This is a genomic window from Arcicella sp. GW458-12-2-14-TSB2 (assembly GCF_059423785.1).
In genome coordinates this window covers 43,048-62,668 of the sequence record NZ_JBWKYN010000004.1, presented here as the reverse complement: position 1 = coordinate 62,668, position 19,621 = coordinate 43,048, and the positions used below count along the sequence as shown (strand labels likewise).

The window sequence follows — 19,621 nt, the reverse complement described above, 5'->3', positions numbered from 1 at the left end:
ATTAATAGGAATTAAACATATATAGGATGAAAAAATAAAAAATCATTTTAAAAAAAGTAAGGCTGACAATGTTCGCACCATTGCCAGCCCGAATGCTCCCCGTATGGAGCTTACCTACACTTTTAGAAAGTGATAGGCTGAATTTGTCATGCTTACAAGAACAATTAACAAATCAACCAAAAATATGCAAAAAATTCGACAAACCAGTGGTTTCCTACTGCTTGCTATGAAAATATCGGTTATTCAACTTGCCTTATCATTAGTTTTTACAAGTTTTTCGTATGGAATTGATACGAAGGCTCAGGAGTTTCTTAATAAATCTATTACGCTAAATGCTTCTAATCAAAAGCTAATAGATATTTTGGAACAAATAGAAGACCAGACGAAAGTAAAATTTATTTATAGCTCAAAGGCTATTCAGGTAAATCGTAAAGTTAGTTATGTTACTAAGCAACAACGCCTTTCTGAAGTGTTAGTAGGGCTTTTAAGTCCATTAAATCTTAAGTATAAAGTTATAGAAGGCCAAATTATCCTTAGTGATAACATCTCATCAAGTCAGTCCCCAAACGGAGAATACATTGAGTTTCCTTTACCTGTTGACAAAATAATTAAAGGAAAAGTGACCGATTCAGAGAAAGGTGATGCGATGCCAGGAGTTAGTGTTTTTGTGAAAGGAACACAGAGAGGAACAAATACTGATGCGGATGGGAATTATAGTATATCAGTACCCGAAGGTTCAGATGTACTACTTTTCAGCTTTGTTGGTTATGAAAAAAAGGAGGTTTCAATCGGTAATCGTATAGTGATAGACGTTAGTCTTAAAGTAGATGTAAAATCACTAGACGAGGTGGTAGTTGTAGGATATGGAACACAGAAAAAAGTGACTTTAACAGGTTCGGTATCAGAGGTAAAAGGTTCTGAAATTGTAAAAAGTCCACAACCCAATTTATCCAACTCATTAGCGGGACGTTTTTCAGGATTTGTTGCTAATAATAGGGGCGGAGAACCTGGTTATGATGGGTCAAGTTATACGATAAGAGGTTTTGCTTCTACAGGAAATAATGATGTATTGATTGTGGTTGATGGAGTGCCTGGACAAATAGGCGGATTAGAGCGTCTTGATCCAAACGATGTTGAAAGTATTTCAATTTTGAAAGATGCCTCAGCAGCTGTTTATGGTAGTAGAGCTGCCAATGGTGTAATTTTAGTAACTACAAAAAAAGGAGGAACAGGAAAACCAACCATTTCTTATAGTTTCAACCAAGGCTTTAGTTCCCCAACAAGACTACCTAAATTGGCTGATGCTCCTACTTATGCTACTATTCTGAACGAGATTGATTATTATAATAATCCAGCAGGGGGCATGAACCAACATTATAGTGCTGACGAAATTACAAAATTTAGTAATGGTTCAGACCCAATTAATTATCCAAATACTAACTGGCAAAAAGAAGCATTAAAGAGTATGGTGCTTCAGAACCAGCATAGTTTAAGTATCAATGGAGGTACTGAAAATACCAAGTATTACTTATCGCTTGGAACAATCTATCAAGATGGTTTGTACAAAAATGGTGTAACAAACTATAGTCAATATAACTTTAGATCTAATGTAGAGGCTAATATTACTGATAACTTCAAAGTAAGTTTATCATTAGCGGGTCGTCAAGAAGACCGCCAATATCCTACCCAAGGTGCTGGTAATATTTTCCGTTCTATTTACAGAGCATACCCAACAGTAGTATCTGTTTATCCAAATGGATTACCGTCTACAGGAGTTGAAAACAGTAATCCTGTTGTTTTGGGTACGGATGTTGGAGGGATTAATAGAAATCCAACCACGGTTTTCAATGGTATTCTAAGAGCTAGTTATATACTTCCTTTTGTAAAGGGTTTGTCTATCGACGGATTCTATTCAGCTGATAGGTCTTATAATTTTTCTAAATCATTCAGCACACCTTATCCGTTGTATTCTTACGATAAAACCAGTAATACTTATAATAGAGTAATTACTGGAGGTTCTGCAGGATTAGCAAGCTTGACAGAATCACAAGTAAATACTGCTTCAATGGTCGAAAACATCAAGTTGAATTATAATTTACATACAGGGAAACACAATCTTAGTACTTTTGTAGCTTACGAACAAAGCAAAAATACACAAGAAACATTCGGTGCTTCTAGAATCAACTATCCTACAGTGGCTACTCCAGAATTATCGCAAGGTGGTGCGGCTGCAACAGATAAAAACAACTATGGGAGTAGCTATAAATTTACTAGAAAAAGTTATATCAGTAGAATTGCCTATAATTTCAGCGAGAAGTATTTGGCAGAAGTACAAATGCGTGTAGATGGTTCGTCTATTTTCCCAGAAGGAAAGCAGTATGGTTTTTTCCCTTCTATTTCAGCAGGCTGGAGAATCTCGGAAGAGCAATGGTTTAAAGTTAAAGCTATTGATGATTTAAAACTAAGAGCTTCTTATGGTTCTTTAGGTAATGATAATGTTGGTCAGTTCCAGTATTATAATAATTATTCATTCAATAATACTTATGTTATTGGATCGAATACTATTCATTCAGGTATTGATTTAACAAAACTAGCCAACCCAGATATTACTTGGGAGACTGCTAAAAAAATGGACTTAGGTTTAAACACAGTATTGTTTAAGAATATTTCTTTAGAATTTATCTATTTCCAACAACAACGTTCTAATATTCTTGCTACTCGTAATGCATCTATTCCAAATGTTTCAGGTATTGTAAACCCATACGGGTCAGGAACGTTGGTGCCAGATGAAAACATTGGTAAAATAAACAATAGTGGTTTTGAAACAAGTATTGGCTATAGCCATATTGGCGAGTTCAGATATAATATTTCTGCCAATTTCACTTATGCAAAAAGTAAGGTAATTTTTATTGACGAAGCCGCAGGAGCTTTATCATACCAACGTCAGACAGGTCGCCCACTTTATACTTATCAGTTATATAATGCGATTGGTATTTTCAGAACACAAGCAGATTTAGATAAGTATCCTCATGTTTCGGGTACGCAACTGGGCGATTTAATCATGGAAGATTATAATAAAGATGGTAAAATTACTGCTGATGACCAAGTTAGAACAGAATATGGCAACGTTCCTCAAATTACTTATGGGGTAGTATTTAATTCTGGCTATAAAAATTTCGATATGTCATTTGTACTTTCTGGACAAACCAATGTAAGTCAATATGTTTTACCAGAGTCAGGTCAAGTTGGTAATTTTTATAGCAGTTGGGCAGATAATCGTTGGAGTCCAAGTAACCCAAATGGTACTTATCCAAGAGTAGATACTAGAGCATCATCATCAATTAATGGTGGTTTATACAACAGTACTTTCTGGCTAAATGATGCATCTTTTATTCGTTTGAAAAATGTTGAAATAGGCTATACTCTTCCAAAGTCGTTGTTAAGCAAGTTAAAAATTAAGCAGGTTCGTGTGTATGCAAATGCGTTTAACCTTCTTACGATTACAGGTGTGAAAGACTATGATCCAGAAGGAAATAGTAATAGTGGGCAGTTTTATCCGCAGCAGAGAATTATCAATCTCGGTGTAAATGTTAAGTTTTAATATTTAAAATTAATGAACATGAAATCTAAAAATATAATTGTTATATCATTCATTATTACAGGAATCTTGCTTTCTGTTAATGCTTGTAAAACCGATTTTCTAAATATAGTTCCTACAGATAGAGTGTCTGACGCTTCAATTCTTTCAGATTCTTCTTTATTTGAATCTTACGTTATCAATCGCTATTTGGGTGTGCGTCTGACAGACAAAGAAGCAGAAGGTACACCTCCAGGATTTGGCCGAGGTTTTGAATATGCCATGTGGTCATCAGTAACAGATGAATCTATTTATAATAATGATGACAATACTTGGCTTATCCAAAGAGGGCAATTAGCACCCGAGAATACAGGGATTGCGGGTACAATTTGGGGTAGAAGTTATCGTAGTATTCGTGAGATTAATTATGCATTGGGTAATATAGATAAAGTTCCGATGAGCGTTTCGCAAAGAAATCGCTTGAAAGGAGAATTGAAATTTATTCGAGCTTTTCGTTATCAGGACTTAATTCGTAATTATGGAGGTGTCGTATTGATGAAAGATAAAGTACTTGAATTAGGAGAAGATTTAGCTAATGCAGATATTTATACAAAATCATCAATTAAAGATTGTATAGACTATGCCGTAGCCGAATTAGACGAATCTAGTAACCTTTTACCAGTAAGTAATGGTAATACTTGGCAACTAGGGCGTGCAACAAAAGGGGCAGCACTAGCGCTTAAATCACGTTTGTTATTGTATGCTGCTAGTCCGTTGTATAATAGTGGAACTTGGCAGGTAGCCGCAAAAGCTGCCAAAGATGTGATAGACATGGGGAAGTATAGTCTTTTTACGAATGGATACGATAAACTATTTTTAACAGCAGAAAATAATCCTGAAATTATCTATGAACGTCTATATACTCAGGGTGCTCGCCATGTATGTTTAGAAATCTCAAATGCTCCTAATAGCTTTGGAGGATGGGGAGGCAATGTACCACTTCAGAACATGGTAGATGCTTACGAAATGGATAATGGCAAGCCTATTACAGACCCAACTTCTGGCTATAATGCACAAGCACCTTATTTGCACCGTGACCCACGTTTTTATATGACAGTTCTCTATAATGATGCCCCCTATAGAACCAATACAGTTCAGTCTTTTATCCCTGGTGGAAAAGATAGTAAAGATGGGCCATCTAACTGGAATACGTCAAAAACTGGATATTATCTAAAAAAATACATGAATGATAATTTGCCTATAGATAACCCTTGGGATATTGCAGGCACACAGCCTTGGATTTATTTTAGATATGCAGAAATTCTTTTAAACTATGCTGAAGCTCAAAATGAAGCGTCTGGTCCTGACCAAACAGTTTATGATGCAATTAATAGCATCAGACGCAGACCAAGTGTAAATATGCCAGCATTGCCGACAGGTTTAACACAGGTTCAGATGCGTGAAATTATTCGCCGTGAACGTCAGGTAGAATTGGCTTTCGAAGAACATCGCTTTTATGATGTACGTCGTTGGAAAGTGGCTAATGTTACAGAGAACGTTCCTGCTTATGGAATAGAGGTAACTAAGAATGGTAATACTGTTACCTATAATAAAAAAGAGGCATTAACAGGACGTCATTTTGAGGAAAAAAATTACTTCCTTCCAATACCAAGAGCTGAAATTCAAGCTTCAAATGGTAAATTGAGTCAAACCAGCGGGTACTAATTCAGTAAAATACCTTCTATTCAAGAAAGAAAACAATTGAATAGAAGGTATTTTTGTTTTGAAGAACTAAACGAATCATAACGCTAAACAAATGAGCTTAAAATCAAATATAACCCTCCAAACGCTATTTAATATGAGAAGGATGATTATTTGTCCATTGCTAGTTTCCATATTAAGCTGTTCAAAAGCACAGGTTGTACCAGATAATGTAAAACCAATTGCTGAAAATAAGAAAAGGAATATTAATATTGATGCCACTAAAACGTACCAGAAAATAGAACATTTCGGAGCTTCTGATGCTTGGTCATGTCAATTTGTGGGTAATTGGCCAGATGCAAGCAGAAACGGTATAGCAGATTTATTGTTTAGCCAAGATACTAGTAGTAATGGCCAACCCAAAGGTATTGGTTTGTCCCTTTGGCGATTCAACATTGGTGCAGGAAGTGCAGCAAAAGGGGATAACAGTGGTATTAATGACGAATGGAGAAGGGCAGAATCTTTTTTAAATGACGATGGTACGTATCAATGGGATAGACAAGCTGGTCAAATATGGTTTTTGAATGCTGCCAAACAGCGTAAGGTTGACCAATTTTTAGCTTTTACAAATTCCCCACCTATACAGTATACTGTTAATAAAAAGGCCTTTGCTACCGCTGGAAAATCAAACCTTAGTCCAGATAATTTTGATGCTTTTTCTAGTTTCTTGACTACCGTTATTAAAGGCGTAAAAGACAAAACAGGTATTACGTTTAATTACATAAGCCCAGTGAATGAACCGCAGTGGGAGTGGAGTGACGGAGGACAAGAAGGAACACCTTTCAAAAATGATGAAATAGCAGGAATAACGCGTTCGCTTAGTGCAAGTTTATTAAAAGAAAACCTTTCTACAAAGATTAATATAGCAGAAGCTGGGCAACTAGAATTTTTATATTCAGCCAATAACAATGTTGCTAAAGGAAATCAAGTTGTCGATTTTTTTAATCAAACTTCTCCAAACTATGTAGGGAACCTACCTAATGTAGAAAAGGCAATTTCAGGACATAGCTATTTTACAAGCTCTCCTTTTATACAAGCTCGTGATAAAAGAAAACTATTGTCGGATAAGGTTGCGGAGATACCCTCACTAAAATATTGGATGTCGGAATATTGTATTCTTGGTGATAACGCTGGCGAAATGAATGGAAATAAAAAAGACCTTGGCATAGACCCTGCTTTATATATAGCAAGAACAATCCATAATGATTTAGTGAGTGGTAATGCTACAGCTTGGCACTGGTGGATAGCTATATCTCCTTATGATTATAAAGATGGACTAGTTTATATTGATAAAGCCAAATCAGGAGGCAGTTTTAGTGCTAGCAAAATGTTATGGAGTTTTGGCAATTTTAGTAGATTTATACGACCAAATGCAGAACGTATTGCGGCTGATATTGAAAATGATGATACACAAAACCTATTGTTAGTTTCTTCTTATAAAGACCTTGCCAATAAGCAGCTTATCACCGTAATCATCAATGCTGATATTAATCCTGTTGATGTAACGCTTTCAGTAAAGAACGTAAAAGTTAGCACTGTTAAAGCTTATATTACATCTAAAGATGCTGATTTAAAACCACAAGTGGCTACCAAAATCAACCAAGTTATTACCATTCCAGCTCGTGCCATCACTACTTTGGTTAGTAAATTTGATTAATAAAAATAATGTAGTATAAAAACGAAACAATTTGTGGTTTTGCGGAGCTAGCCTACTTTATTTGTAGCAAGCACCATGAGTAGATAGCTGTCCTTGCTAAATCTTTTGAATAATTTGTAGCTTAAGTGATATACTGTAGTCTCTCTGAGTTCGCTTTACATAATTTGTTTCTTGGTTCATAAGAAAGTTTTTTGTGTATCACATTTTTAGAATAAGCCATAATATTTATCCCCTAGCGAGTGATTTAAGTCACTCGCTAGGGGATAAATGATTTTGAGAATAATAACCCTATTCTTAGATAAGATTCTTTTTAATATAATCGTAGCTCATTTTAACACTTTCAAATTTATCTTCTTTATAAATCTGGTCTTGCTCTACAAAAATGTATTGAAGGTCTTTGTTATGAGCAAAAATTTCTTTGAAATTAACGGCTCCAGTACCCACTTCTGTAAATTTCACTTCGCGTAAAGTATCAAAAATACCTTTTTTGTTGGCATCTGGATAGACTGCTTTGGCGAATTGTTTATCAATATCTTTCACGTGCCACATCACAAAACGTTTTGGATATTTTTTGAATAATGCTACAGGATCTTGTCCTGCTTTCACTGTCCAGAACAAATCCAATTCAAAACTTAATAAATCAGGTTCTGTTTCTTCTAGTAATACTTGATATCCCGATTTATTATCTTGTAAAACCTTAAACTCCCAAAAGTGATTATGATAACCCAATTGTATACCAGATTTATGGCATAATTCACCCGCTTTGTTTAATTGTGCTGCCATAAATTTATAGTCATCCAACGTCATTTTGTCGATTAAACCAAATGGAGGTACTGGCACAACTAAATATTTCTGTCCTAAAGTGGCGGCTTGTTCAATTTGAAACTTGAGAGCATCATCTTTACCATTGTTTGGGGTAAGGTAGTCGTTTAACTGATAATGGCCACTGTGTGTTACCAGATTGTTGTCTGATAATAATTGCTTTAATTCACCTGCTTTTAAATTCCAAAATAAATCTTTGCTAGTATCACCAGTGTAGCCAAAAAAAGTCTCAACATGGTTAAAGCCAATTTTTGAAACTTTACTGATGGTTCCTTTTACATCTTTTGATAATTCATCACGAAGGGTATATAATTGCAAGCCTATTTGTTTAGGCTTAGCAAACGACCGTGCCATTAGCATTTCTGACTGTGCCATCAGTAAGCCTGCACTTGCCAATCCCATCTTTTTGAGAAAGTCTCTTCTTTGATTCATGTAATTTTCAGGTTGATTTAAGATATATGTATTGTGTTTTTGATTGATTTTCTAAATTGGATAAACACTCAAGTAATATTATTTTATCATTATGATACAATAGTACAAAAAAATACATTCTTACCAAAATATTAAATATTTTTATTGAAATAATTATAAATATAAAGCAAGTCAATATTAAATCATTAATGCCATTTAAATGGCAAAGGAAATTCTTGAAATTGGAATACTAATAGTTACTATAAATTACCAGTGAATGTCAGAAAATTTGTAAAGGACTGGAATAGTCATGAAGCAGCTTATCATTGTGCTATTGGGGTTGGGCATATTGCCACCAAGATATATAAACTAGGGGCTTTATTAATAATGGATGTTATTTAAGTCTGCTAAAGGACTAGAGACAAAGATGATTCATCTAAATAAAATAAGAGATTTTATCAAAATAGCCTTATACAGGCGATAGATCGTTGACCACTATTGCGGTAGCCGACTGTTATATTTTACAACGAAAAGGCGATATAGCTATCTCCTTTTTTAGTACCTAGCTTAGTACCGCCACATGCTATGACGATATATTGTTTGCCATTCAACCAATAGGTACTTGGCGTAGCAAAACCAGCGGCTGGTAGCTTCGTTTCCCAAAGAATATCACCTGTTTTTTTATCGAAAATCCTGAACATCCCATCTTTAGTAGCGGCGATGAATAATAGACCACTTGCTGTAACAACTGGGCCACCATAATTTTCAGAGCCAGTGGTAGGAATACCTTTGGCTTTTAGTTCTGGATATTCTCCAAATGGCTTCTGCCAAAGTTGTTTTCCTGTATTTAAATCAATGGCCGTAAGTGTCCCCCAAGGTGGACGAATACCGGGATAGCCCTTAGAGTCAATGAATTTGTTGTAACCATTGAATTGATAAGGAATGTAAGGCGTCTTAGCTTTTACGTTTGAAACACTTGCTTCTACTTTTTCATCACCAAACAAGAACGCTACCAAGGCTTGTCTATCAATAGCTGATAAATGCCCAAAACCTGGCATCATTCCTTTTCCTGAAGCAATGATTTTAGTAACATATTCACGGTCTCTTCTTTGCGAAATATCAACTAATGATGGATAACCACTCTTAGGGTTCCCTTTGAGTTCTTTGCCATGACATACTAAACAAGTATTGGTATAAAGTCTTTGTCCCGGACTCAGGTGTGCAAGTTCATCTGCTTTTGGGGTTGATTTTAGGCTAAATATCCATGCCATTTCGTTGGCATTTACATACATAATACCGTCAGGGTCAACGGCAGCACCGCCCCATTCAGCACCCCCATCGGCACCAGGATACAACAAAGTCTCTTTTTTGTTAAGAGGTTGGAATAAACCTTTTTGGGATGATTTGATGGTTTTTAATAAAGCTACTTTATCGTCTGAATACGGGTTGACATCTGCTTCAGTAATTGTTTGTCTTGAAAAAGCAGCAGGCAAAGTAGGAATAGGCTGGGTTGGCCACGTGCTTTCTTCAGGGATGGTTGATTTAGGAAAAGGTGTTTCTTTGATAGGGAACAAAGGCTTACCCGTTACTCTATCAAATACAAATACGTGTCCTGTTTTAGTTACTTGAGCAACGGCATCAATTTTCTTTCCATTCTTTGTGATGGTTACCAAATTTGGAGGAGCAGGCAAGTCTTTGTCCCAAATATCATGGTGAACAAATTGAAAATGCCATAATCTTTTGCCTGTGTGGGCATCGAGGGCAATCAAGCAATTGGCAAATAAGTTTTGACCTTTGCGATTGCCACCATAAAAATCAAATGCGGCAGAACCAGTAGGCACAAAAACAATTCCTCTTTGGCGGTCAACGGCCATTCCTGCCCAGTTGTTAGCTCCACCGACTTCAGTATTTTTATAAGCATTTTTGGGCCAAGTATTATATCCAAATTCGTTGGGTTCTGGGATAGTATGAAAAACCCAAGAGAGTTTACCTGTGCGTACATTAAAAGCTTGCACATTGCCTAAAGCGGCATCTGCTCCTTCCGAAAGACGCAGTGGCATGATGATGTTATCTTCAAATAAAGTACCAGGGGTATTTGAAATAACAAATTTATTAATGGCTGTATTCCCCAAGCCTTCTTTTAAACTTACTTTGCCTTTATCACCAAAACTTTCTATTTGTTGTCCCGTTTTAGCATCAACGGCATATAAGTAAGAGCCAAGAGCAAAGACAATTCTAGGTACGTCAGCATCATTTTTATCTTTACTTTCCCAATAGGTAACGCCACGATTGGTATTGAGAGAGACGTTTGCTGTATTAGTGAATTTCCATAATTCTTTGCCTGTAGCAGCATCTAATGCGAAGAGTTTGTTGGTAGCTGTGACGGCATACATCACACCATTTACTATAATCGGGTTACATTGTACTTGTCCAGAATCAAGGGTATGATATTCCCAAGCTACTTTTAATTGATTGACATTTGATTTATTGATTTGCGTGAGACTAGAATAGTGATTACGTTCTGGTCCTCCTAGGTATTCGCTCCATCCAGTATTTTCATTATTGGGATTATCCTTTTTTGGCAAATAGGCTGCTGTTAATAAGGCTGTCGCCAAAAATGCTAATACTAGATAGATTTTTTGCATAAAATTGTCAATTTAGTTGTACTCAGTAATGGTATGCTGTATTTTTTAGTCCCTCAAAAACATATTTATCATGTAATTTAAGACTTTTCAAATTTACATATTTTATAACTTTATTCATACTTTTGCTATAGGTGCTTATACTGATAGTCTTTCCCCATTCTCTCTAGGCAGAGACTTAAGTTCCTGCCTAGAGAGAATGGGGAATTCATGCAATAGAATCTAAGAAGATTGTAAAAAAATAAGGTGTTCAAATTATCAATTTGAACACCTTATTTTTTTATTATCGCCTGAAATTATTTCTCTTCTTCTTTTGTGCTTTAGAAACAAGGTCTTGACCAATTACTTTATCAATGGCTGCCTGCTTTTGGCTTTTCAACAAACGTTCAGCCAAATCTGGGCGATTGAGTTTGTGCAAACGCTTACGAATCCAATCTTTAAATTCAGGTTTATACCAAAAGAAATAGTTGTTCTGATTTAGCTTTTCTTCCTTTGTTTTTGCTGTGATGATAGGCTGTAAGGTATAAGGATGCACCCCTGAATAATAAATTACTTCTGCCACCGTCATAGGTGTTGGGGTAAAATCTTGCACCTGCTCCAATTGAAATCCTAAATCTTTGGTTTCAGCAGCAAGGTTTGCCATATCAACTTCTTCACAACCTGGGTGTGAAGAAATAAAATAAGGAATCAACGGTTGTTTCAAGTTATGCTTCGCCTGAATGTTATCATATTTTTCCTTAAACTTTCTGAAATATTTAAAAGAAGGCTTACGCATTACCTTTAAAGTTGCATCAGATGTATGTTCTGGAGCAACTTTCAAACGACCAGAAACATGGCGAGTTATCAACTGTTCCATGTAGATATCATGGTTGCCATCTTGGTTATTTTTGTTGAAATCATCCACCAACAAATCATAACGAACACCTGAACCAACAAAGGCTTTTTTGACACTTGGGTGAGCATCCACTTTTTTATAAATCTCCGTCAACGGTGTGTGTGAAGTATCCAAATTCGAGCAAATAACGGGGTGAATACAACTCGGACTTTGACAACGGTTACAAATTGACTCATCTTTCCCTTTCATTTGGTACATATTCGCCGAGGGACCGCCCAAATCAGAGATATATCCTTTAAATTCAGGGTGTTTCACAATTTGATCCACCTCCTTCATGATTGATTTCTCACTGCGCGAGGCAATAAATTTCCCCTGATGTGCCGAAATCGTACAGAAACTGCATCCCCCAAAACAACCACGGTGCATATTAATGGAGAACTTAATCATCTCGTAAGATGGAATCGGGCCTCTTTTTTTATACTTGGGGTGTGGCATGCGAGTATAAGGCAAATCAAAAGAAATATCCATCTCTTTTTCCTCCATTGTTTTAAAAGGAGGATTAATCACCAATGTTTTATCACCTACCTTCTGAATAATTCTGTTGGCTTGCCATTTGTTTGATTCCACTTCCACTACTTTAAAGTTAGCAGCGTATTTGATTTTATCTTTCAAGCAAATTTCATGGCTTGAAATTTCCACAGTATCCCAATTGTTGAATTCTCCAAGAGGCTCTGTAGAAGGCTGTAAATATGAAATCTGGTTGATGTTGCGAATGGTATCTAAAGGAACACCTTGTTTTACCAAGCGTAAAATTTCACGAAGTGGCTGTTCGCCCATTCCATAAACCAACATATCAGCTCCTGAATCGTATAGAATAGAAGGCAAAAGCTTATCTTGCCAGTAATCATAGTGCGTAACTCGACGAAGAGAGGCTTCAATGCCACCAATCAACACTGGAACATCTGGATATAACTCTTTTAAGATTTTAGTATAAACGGTAGTAGCATAATCAGGACGATAACCCGCTTCGCCACCCGGTGTATATGAATCATTTGAACGCAAACGTTTGTTGGCAGTATAATGATTCACCATTGAATCCATACAGCCAGCCGTTACGCCAAAGAAGTATTTTGGTTTCCCTAATTTTTTAAAATCACGTAAATCATCTTTCCAATTGGGCTGAGCCACAATGGCAATTTTAAACCCCTCACTTTCTATAATACGACCAATCACAGCCGTTCCGAAAGCTGGATGATCTACATACGCATCCCCTGAAATTAGAATTACATCTAATTCCTCCCATCCACGTTTTTCCACCTCTTTTTTGGTCAGAGGTAACCAGTCGGTTATTGGTCTTTCAATCATAACACAAAATTACGCAAGAAATCAATGACAAAAGTCATTTCTAGTGAATTATTCAGCCGATAAATACTATTTATTAATGACTGACCAATTTATAATTGGCTAATTAAAAGGAGTTTACTCATTTTATACACAGCTATTTGACGGTTTTTGCAAACAACAATAGCTAATATTTTACATCAAATTCTAATGATACAAGCTATTACTTAGTAATCATAAATCGTGCCCACTTAGAGATATATACTTCAAAACTTTTTTGATTTAAATATCTCTATGGAAAAACGTGAAAGTCGAAATGCTAAAAAAGCATTAATTTAGCCGAATATAAGTCAAATTGGGCAATAGCACAGAGAAAATAAGGATGAAAGGAACGGTACTGATTATCGATGATGAAAAGCAACTCAGGGGGCTACTCAAAAGGATTATTGAGTTAGAAGATTATGCTGTAACAGAAGTAGGAGATTTAAAATCTGCTTGGAAAATCCTTGAAAATCAGGTGATACAAGTGGTATTATCAGATGTAAAATTACCTGACGGCAATGGTGTGGAGTTTACCCAAAAGTTTAAAGAAAAATATCCTCAGCTCGAAATCATCGTAATGACTGCCTATGGAACTATTCAAGATGGCATCAAAGCCATGAAGAATGGTGCTTTTGATTATTTAGTAAAAGGAGACGATAACGAAAAAATATTGCCTATGCTTAGCTTGGCAATGGATAAAGTTCAAAATCAACCATTAACGTTTCAGAATACGCATCAAGGTTTTGAGAAAGTACTTGGAAAATCTAAACAGATTAAGGAAGTAATCAGTTTAGCGTTAAAAGTAGCTAAAACCAATACGACTGTTTTATTGACAGGCGAAACAGGAACAGGAAAAGAGGTTTTTGCAAATGCAATTCATCAAGAAAGTATAAGAGCATCCAAGAATTTTGTGGCTGTAAACTGTGCTACTTTTTCTAGAGAAATTCTTGAATCTGAATTGTTTGGACATAAGGCAGGTTCTTTTACAGGAGCTACCAAAGATAAAAAGGGATTGTTTGAAGAAGCCGATGGAGGTACTATTTTTCTGGATGAAATCGGTGAAATGTCTTTGGATTTGCAAGCCAAATTATTAAGAGTACTTGAAACAGGAACGTTTATGAAAGTAGGGGATACCAAACTTATCAAGGTAGATGTTCGGATTATTTCAGCCACTAATCGTGATTTGAGTCAGGAAGTGAACGAAGGACATTTTCGGTCGGATTTATTTTATAGACTTTCGGTTTTTCAAATTGCTCTACCACCTCTTCGTGAACGAAAAACAGATATCGAGGTGCTTGCTCGTTTCTTTACGAAAGAGTTTTCAAAGAAATTCAATATTGCCATTGCTGACTTACAACAAGGTTTTCTAGAGAAATTAGAGAATTATGACTGGAAAGGTAATATCCGCGAGTTAAAAAATGTAATTGAAAGAACCATTATCCTGAATGAAAATGGGCAATTGACCATAGATAGTTTACCGATTGCTATTCAATTTCCTAGTGAAAATGTTGCTAGTCAAATCAACTCTTTTGATTTACAAACCATTGAAAAACAGCATATTCAAAAAGTACTGAAACATACAAAAGGCAACAAAACTGAAACTGCCCGCTTATTAAATATTGGATTGACAACCCTTTATCGCAAAATTGAGGAATATGGAATAAATTAGTTGTGAATGAGTTATTATTTTAAAATCTTTGAAAATCAGCGTTATTTATCTCTGTAAATCTGCGGGAAATAAATAATACAAAACCTAATAGTAGCTTTAAGCAATCATTTTTATTAATTCATTCTCAAGTCTATCCATGTTTTCCTCGTTTTTATCGATAACAAATGGTTTTAACTTATTACATTCTTCTTCTGAATTAAAAAGCATTTTAAAAATAACCTTTGTCTTGTTGCTAGATACTACATCAAAAGTTGCCACTACTTGAAATAGCGGCTTAGAATGACGTTTCCATGCAATAAGGTTCGGTTTATCTATCTTTATAAACTCACATTCATTTGGGTAATTCCCTTTGTCTGGCCCGTGCATGATAAAACTCCATTTACCTCCTTCTCTTAAATCAAACTCGTTGAAAGTATTCGTAAAGCCAGTGGGTCCCCACCAATTTTTTAGATGATTTGGATCGGTCCAAGCCTTATAAGCAATCTCGATTGGTGCATTTACAATTCTTGAAGTTACAATTTCGCAATCTGGCGTTGTCGAGATAATTTCTGAAGTCATCTGTATAAAATTTTATTGCTCAAATAGTCTAATTCATCAAAGGTTAAAGATAAAAAATATTTATTAGCTAATACCAAGAATATGCGACTGTCTAGTTCAATTATTTTTAACAGATAATAGCTTTTATGAGCAGTCTAATTAAATGACTGCCTAAATTCCAAAGGAGAAAAGTTGGTTTTTTTCTTGAATAAATTACCGAATGTTTGGGGATAGTCAAAGCCTAATTCGTATGCAATTTCACTTACCGATAAATCAGTCGTTGATAATTTTTCTTTTGCTTTATCAATTAATTTGTCTTGTATGTGTTGTTGGGTGCTTTTCCCTGTCAATATCTTGAGTAAGCCACTTAAATAATTGGGAGATACATTTAATGTTTCAGCAATATATTGAACTGTCGGAATCCCTTTTTTCAACAAAGCATCGTTATTGAAATAGTCAGCCAGTAAACTTTCTAATTTTTCGAGGATTTGGTGATTAGCTTTTTTACGAGTAATGAATTGTCGATGATAAAACCGTTCAGAATAATTAAGTAATACTTCTATCTGTGCAACAATTACCCCTTGGCTGAATTTATCAATGTTAGTATAATATTCCTGTTGGATATTTTGTATGATATTGCCAAGGATAGTTTCTTCTTTGTCCGACAGAAATAAAGCCTCATTTACGGCATAATCGAAAAACTCATATTGTTTGATCGTTTTTGCTAACGATGTATTCCATAGAAAATCAGGATGGATGAGGAGCATCCACCCTGAATGTTGTATCTGCATATTTTGTCCTACTTCAATGCTAAAAACTTGATTGGGAGCCATAAAAAACATCACACCTTCATCAAAATCATACTCCTGTTGTCCGTATTTTATTTTGGTATTTGGATTTCTTTTTATTGAAATAGAATAAAAATCAAGTACCCAACTACTCAAATTACTATCAGTAGAATGTTTAATTTCGGCATAATTTATCACACTGATTAAAGGGTGCTGAGGTTTAGGTAAACCTCTCAGCCGATGAAACTCGGTAATTGTTTTTATTCTCTGAATTTTATTATTAGCCATTTTGCTTTTATTTATTGTTCATACACACGAGCGAACTCTTTAGCAAAATCTACAATTTTTACATTTCCCAATGTAGGTTTGTAACGATTATAATCTTCGTATAAAACACCGCCACGTCTACTTGCATTCATTTCTACAAAACCTTTGGCAGTTTGTGGATTCATTCCTGCCGCTACCATATTGTTCAGCATTTCTTCATCAGAAATTGCTATCCATTTCAAATCTGGTTTGCCGATGGCTTCTCCTAACATTTTGGCAACTTCATTGGGCGACGCTTCATCACTTGCTATGTATCTAATTTCTCTGCCGTCAAAAGGTTTTTCAATTTCTTCAGCAATTACAGAAGCGATATCTAAAGGAGAAACCCAAGGCTCTCTCTCATCACCACCATAGTTAGACACGATTACATCTTGCGCTTTAATTGTTCGTATAAATGCAAACATATTATAATAAAAGCCAACAGGACGCATAAATTTGATGGAAACATCATTAGGCAGTTGCTTCAAAATATTTTCAACATTATAATGAAAGGCAAGTATACCATTTCCTGTATCAGTATGAGCACCAATACTACTAAGATGAACAACGTTCTTTACGCCAGATTGTTCAATAGCTTGTTTATAATTATTACCAATGCTAGTAATTTCAGCGATTACATCAACAGTTGGGTCAAAAAAAGCATTCTCTCCAAGTACTTCCATCACATACACTATATCAGCCCCTTTGAAGGTTGCTGATAAAAAATCCACGTCTTTCATTGAACCAATAGCAGGTTGTGCTCCAATCGCCTCAATGTCTTTTTGTCTTTCGGCTTTGCTACTGATAACCGTAACTGAATGTCCTTTTTCTACTAACGCCATGGTTAGTGGCTTACTGATGTTCCCAAGAGAACCTGTGATGACTATTTTCATTTTTCCTATTTTTTTATTTGACACAAAGTTCTGCAACAAACAAAAAACAGGAATAAGCAAATCTATTTTTATCCTAATAAAATATAAGGTTGATTTGTAATGGGCTAAAGTCTGAGCAAGAATTTAATCCAAGTATTCCTGTTAATCAGATTTATTAGAAAGATATAATTATTGCTTTGATTAGTATTGAAAACAACAAATGTATAAATCATATTTTGGTATTTCCAATATCACTATAAGGCTTCCCTCTCAGTTGTTCCCACGCTCGGGACTGAAAATGTCAATTTATTGATTTGGCAACGTTGCCGGCAACGATTGCATAAAAAAAACAAAAAAAATATTTGTTTACTTAGAAAGATTGTGAGAATTTCGGGAAAGTAAGCCGAATGATAGCTCAATTTTATTCGTGTTTAATGCTCTTCCATAGCAAAAATCATTATCTCCGTGCATACATAATAAGCTTTGATGACAGCTAGAATCTGTCATGATTCTTTATTGTGCTTACCATAAACTACCTTATCAGATTGATTAAAGGTAAGTTATAAATTAACCTTAAAAAACGATAAGTAGGATGCTTTAGGTTAATATAACAGATTGAGTTTAATACTAAAGCTGACAATTTATCGCTTAAAATTTACTAAAATTAAAAATCATTATTCATGAAATGTACACACTTACGATGGATGGTTGCCTTTTGGACATTATCTACTTTCAATGCAGCAGCTCAAAAATCATCTGAGTACAATTGGGAACATTTGCCCAAAGTTGTACAACCCACATTTAGAAGAGACACTATTAATATCCTGTCAAAAGGAGCAAAGCCTGATGGTATAACGCTTAATACGGAGGTCATCAATAATGCTATTATAACCTGTAGCAAAAAAGGTGGTGGTGTCGTATTAGTTCCTAAAGGCTTGTGGTTAACAGGGCCTATCGAATTAAAAAGTAATGTAAACTTACACCTCCAAAAGGCAGCTACGCTTTTATTTACAACAGATAAAAGTAAATACGCGTTGGTAGAAGGAAGTTATGAAGGCAAAAAGGCTGCTCGTAATCAGTCGCCAATTTCAGGTATTGGGCTTGTCAATGTAGCCATTACTGGTAAAGGAATTATAGATGGCAATGGTGACGTTTGGCGTGCTGTAAATAAAGCTCAATTGACAGAAGGGGAGTGGAAAGAAAAAGTGGCTTCTGGAGGAATTGTAAGACCTGACGGCAAAGTGTGGTACCCAAGTGAACAGTTTTTAAAGGCTAGTACTGAGGGCAAAAGTATGTTATTGACAGAAGGTAAAAAACCTCAAGATTTTGCTGATATAAAAGATTTTTTACGTCCTAATTTGGTGGTACTTACGCAATGTAAAAATGTATTGCTTGAAGGCATCACTTTCCAAAATTCTCCTGCTTGGTGTTTACACCCCCTGATGACTGAAAACCTTACTTTCAGAAATCTGACTGTGAAAAACCCAGAGTATGCGCATAATGGAGACGGTATGGACATTGAATCTTGTAAGAATTTCTTGATAGAGGGTTGTGCTTTGGATGTAGGTGATGATGCTATTTGTATTAAATCAGGAAAAGATGAAGAGGGACGCAAACGTGGCATGCCGACAGAAAATGGCGTTATTCGTAACAATGTAGTGTATAATGGACACGGAGGTTTTGTGATAGGCAGTGAAATGAGTGGCGGGGCACGTAATATTTTTGTGTACGACTGTACTTTTATGGGTACTGATAAAGGACTAAGATTCAAGTCGGTACGTGGCAGAGGGGGTATTGTAGAAAATATTTATGCTAAAAATATTTATATGAAAGATATAGCACAAGAGGCTATTTTCTTTGATATGTACTATTTCGTAAAATTTGCTACAGATAGTCCAAGAGACGAAAGACCAGTTGTAAATGAAGGCACGCCAATTTTCAGAAACATGAAATTTGAAAATATTGTTTGTCATGGAGCGACCAAAGGAATTTTTATTCGTGGTTTACCAGAAATGCCTGTAAAGAATATCACGATTGAAAATGCAACTTTGCAATCTGAAATCGGTGTCGAATTGATAGATGCTGCTGAAATTACCTGCAAAAATATTACGCTTTATACAGCAAAAACAGAACCTGTGATTGCTATTGAAAATAGCCAAGCCTTGGTATTTGATAAAATTACGCTGGGAACTACTGCCAAAAGATTTTTCACCATCGCTGGACAGCGTAGTCAAAATATCAAAGTCCTTAATACTGACTTCGAGAAAGCACAACAAAAGATAACGTGGAAAGAGGGTGCGACAGAAGCGGCTTTAGTAAAATAACCTATTATGCTAGGAGAGGTAAACTACTTATCTCTCC

At 35.6% G+C, this 19,621-nt stretch carries 11 protein-coding genes; 5 read left to right on the top strand and 6 right to left on the bottom strand.

The genetic code is table 11. The features are described from left to right. The first annotated feature begins 184 nt into the window (after positions 1-184). The 3 genes from AC07XN_RS01100 to AC07XN_RS01090 all read left to right on the top strand — a co-directional run bounded on the left by AC07XN_RS01100 (position 185) and on the right by AC07XN_RS01090 (position 6,995). Positions 185-3,601: a TonB-dependent receptor gene (locus tag AC07XN_RS01100; protein ID WP_494741740.1), complete on the top strand. Its 3,417-nt coding sequence runs from the start codon at positions 185-187 to the stop codon at positions 3,599-3,601. 18 nt (positions 3,602-3,619) lie between these two features. After that, a complete protein-coding gene (locus AC07XN_RS01095; RefSeq protein ID WP_494741739.1) occupies positions 3,620-5,302 on the top strand; it encodes a RagB/SusD family nutrient uptake outer membrane protein in 1,683 nt (560 codons plus the stop codon). Positions 5,303-5,393: 91 nt separating this feature from the next. Beyond that, the gene (locus AC07XN_RS01090) at positions 5,394-6,995 is read left to right on the top strand and encodes a glycoside hydrolase (protein WP_494741738.1); all 1,602 of its coding nucleotides are present in this window, start codon (positions 5,394-5,396) and stop codon (positions 6,993-6,995) included. Between the two features lie 294 nt (positions 6,996-7,289). Here the strand turns inward: AC07XN_RS01090 and AC07XN_RS01085 are convergent, their stop codons facing one another. The 3 genes from AC07XN_RS01085 to AC07XN_RS01075 form a co-directional block, all read right to left on the bottom strand. After that, on the bottom strand, positions 7,290-8,249 hold the full coding sequence (locus AC07XN_RS01085) for a sugar phosphate isomerase/epimerase family protein (RefSeq protein ID WP_494741737.1): 960 nt from the start codon (positions 8,247-8,249) through the stop codon (positions 7,290-7,292). 500 nt (positions 8,250-8,749) lie between these two features. Beyond that, entirely contained in the window at positions 8,750-10,873 is a 2,124-nt protein-coding gene (locus AC07XN_RS01080) for an outer membrane protein assembly factor BamB family protein (RefSeq protein ID WP_494741736.1), read from the bottom strand. Positions 10,874-11,153: 280 nt separating this feature from the next. Then, positions 11,154-13,070, bottom strand: coding sequence for a YgiQ family radical SAM protein (locus AC07XN_RS01075; RefSeq protein ID WP_309918368.1), 1,917 nt, complete (start codon positions 13,068-13,070; stop codon positions 11,154-11,156). Between the two features lie 331 nt (positions 13,071-13,401). On the opposite strand from AC07XN_RS01075, the gene AC07XN_RS01070 reads away from it, so the two are divergent. After that, positions 13,402-14,757 carry a sigma-54-dependent transcriptional regulator gene (locus AC07XN_RS01070; RefSeq protein ID WP_494741735.1) on the top strand — a complete coding sequence of 452 codons (1,356 nt, stop codon included), beginning with the start codon at positions 13,402-13,404 and terminating at the stop codon, positions 14,755-14,757. Positions 14,758-14,853: 96 nt separating this feature from the next. Here AC07XN_RS01070 and AC07XN_RS01065 read toward each other — a convergent pair whose 3' ends face one another. From AC07XN_RS01065 to AC07XN_RS01055, 3 genes are all read right to left on the bottom strand, one after another. After that, the gene (locus AC07XN_RS01065) at positions 14,854-15,315 is read right to left on the bottom strand and encodes an SRPBCC family protein (protein WP_494741734.1); all 462 of its coding nucleotides are present in this window, start codon (positions 15,313-15,315) and stop codon (positions 14,854-14,856) included. 134 nt (positions 15,316-15,449) lie between these two features. Then, positions 15,450-16,370: a helix-turn-helix domain-containing protein gene (locus tag AC07XN_RS01060; protein WP_494741733.1), complete on the bottom strand. Its 921-nt coding sequence runs from the start codon at positions 16,368-16,370 to the stop codon at positions 15,450-15,452. Positions 16,371-16,381: 11 nt separating this feature from the next. Beyond that, positions 16,382-17,281: an NmrA family NAD(P)-binding protein gene (locus AC07XN_RS01055; protein ID WP_494741732.1), complete on the bottom strand. Its 900-nt coding sequence runs from the start codon at positions 17,279-17,281 to the stop codon at positions 16,382-16,384. Positions 17,282-17,940: 659 nt separating this feature from the next. Here AC07XN_RS01055 and AC07XN_RS01050 point away from each other — a divergent pair. Beyond that, entirely contained in the window at positions 17,941-19,584 is a 1,644-nt protein-coding gene (locus tag AC07XN_RS01050; protein ID WP_494741731.1) for a glycoside hydrolase family 28 protein, read from the top strand. Positions 19,585-19,621: the final 37 nt, after the last annotated feature.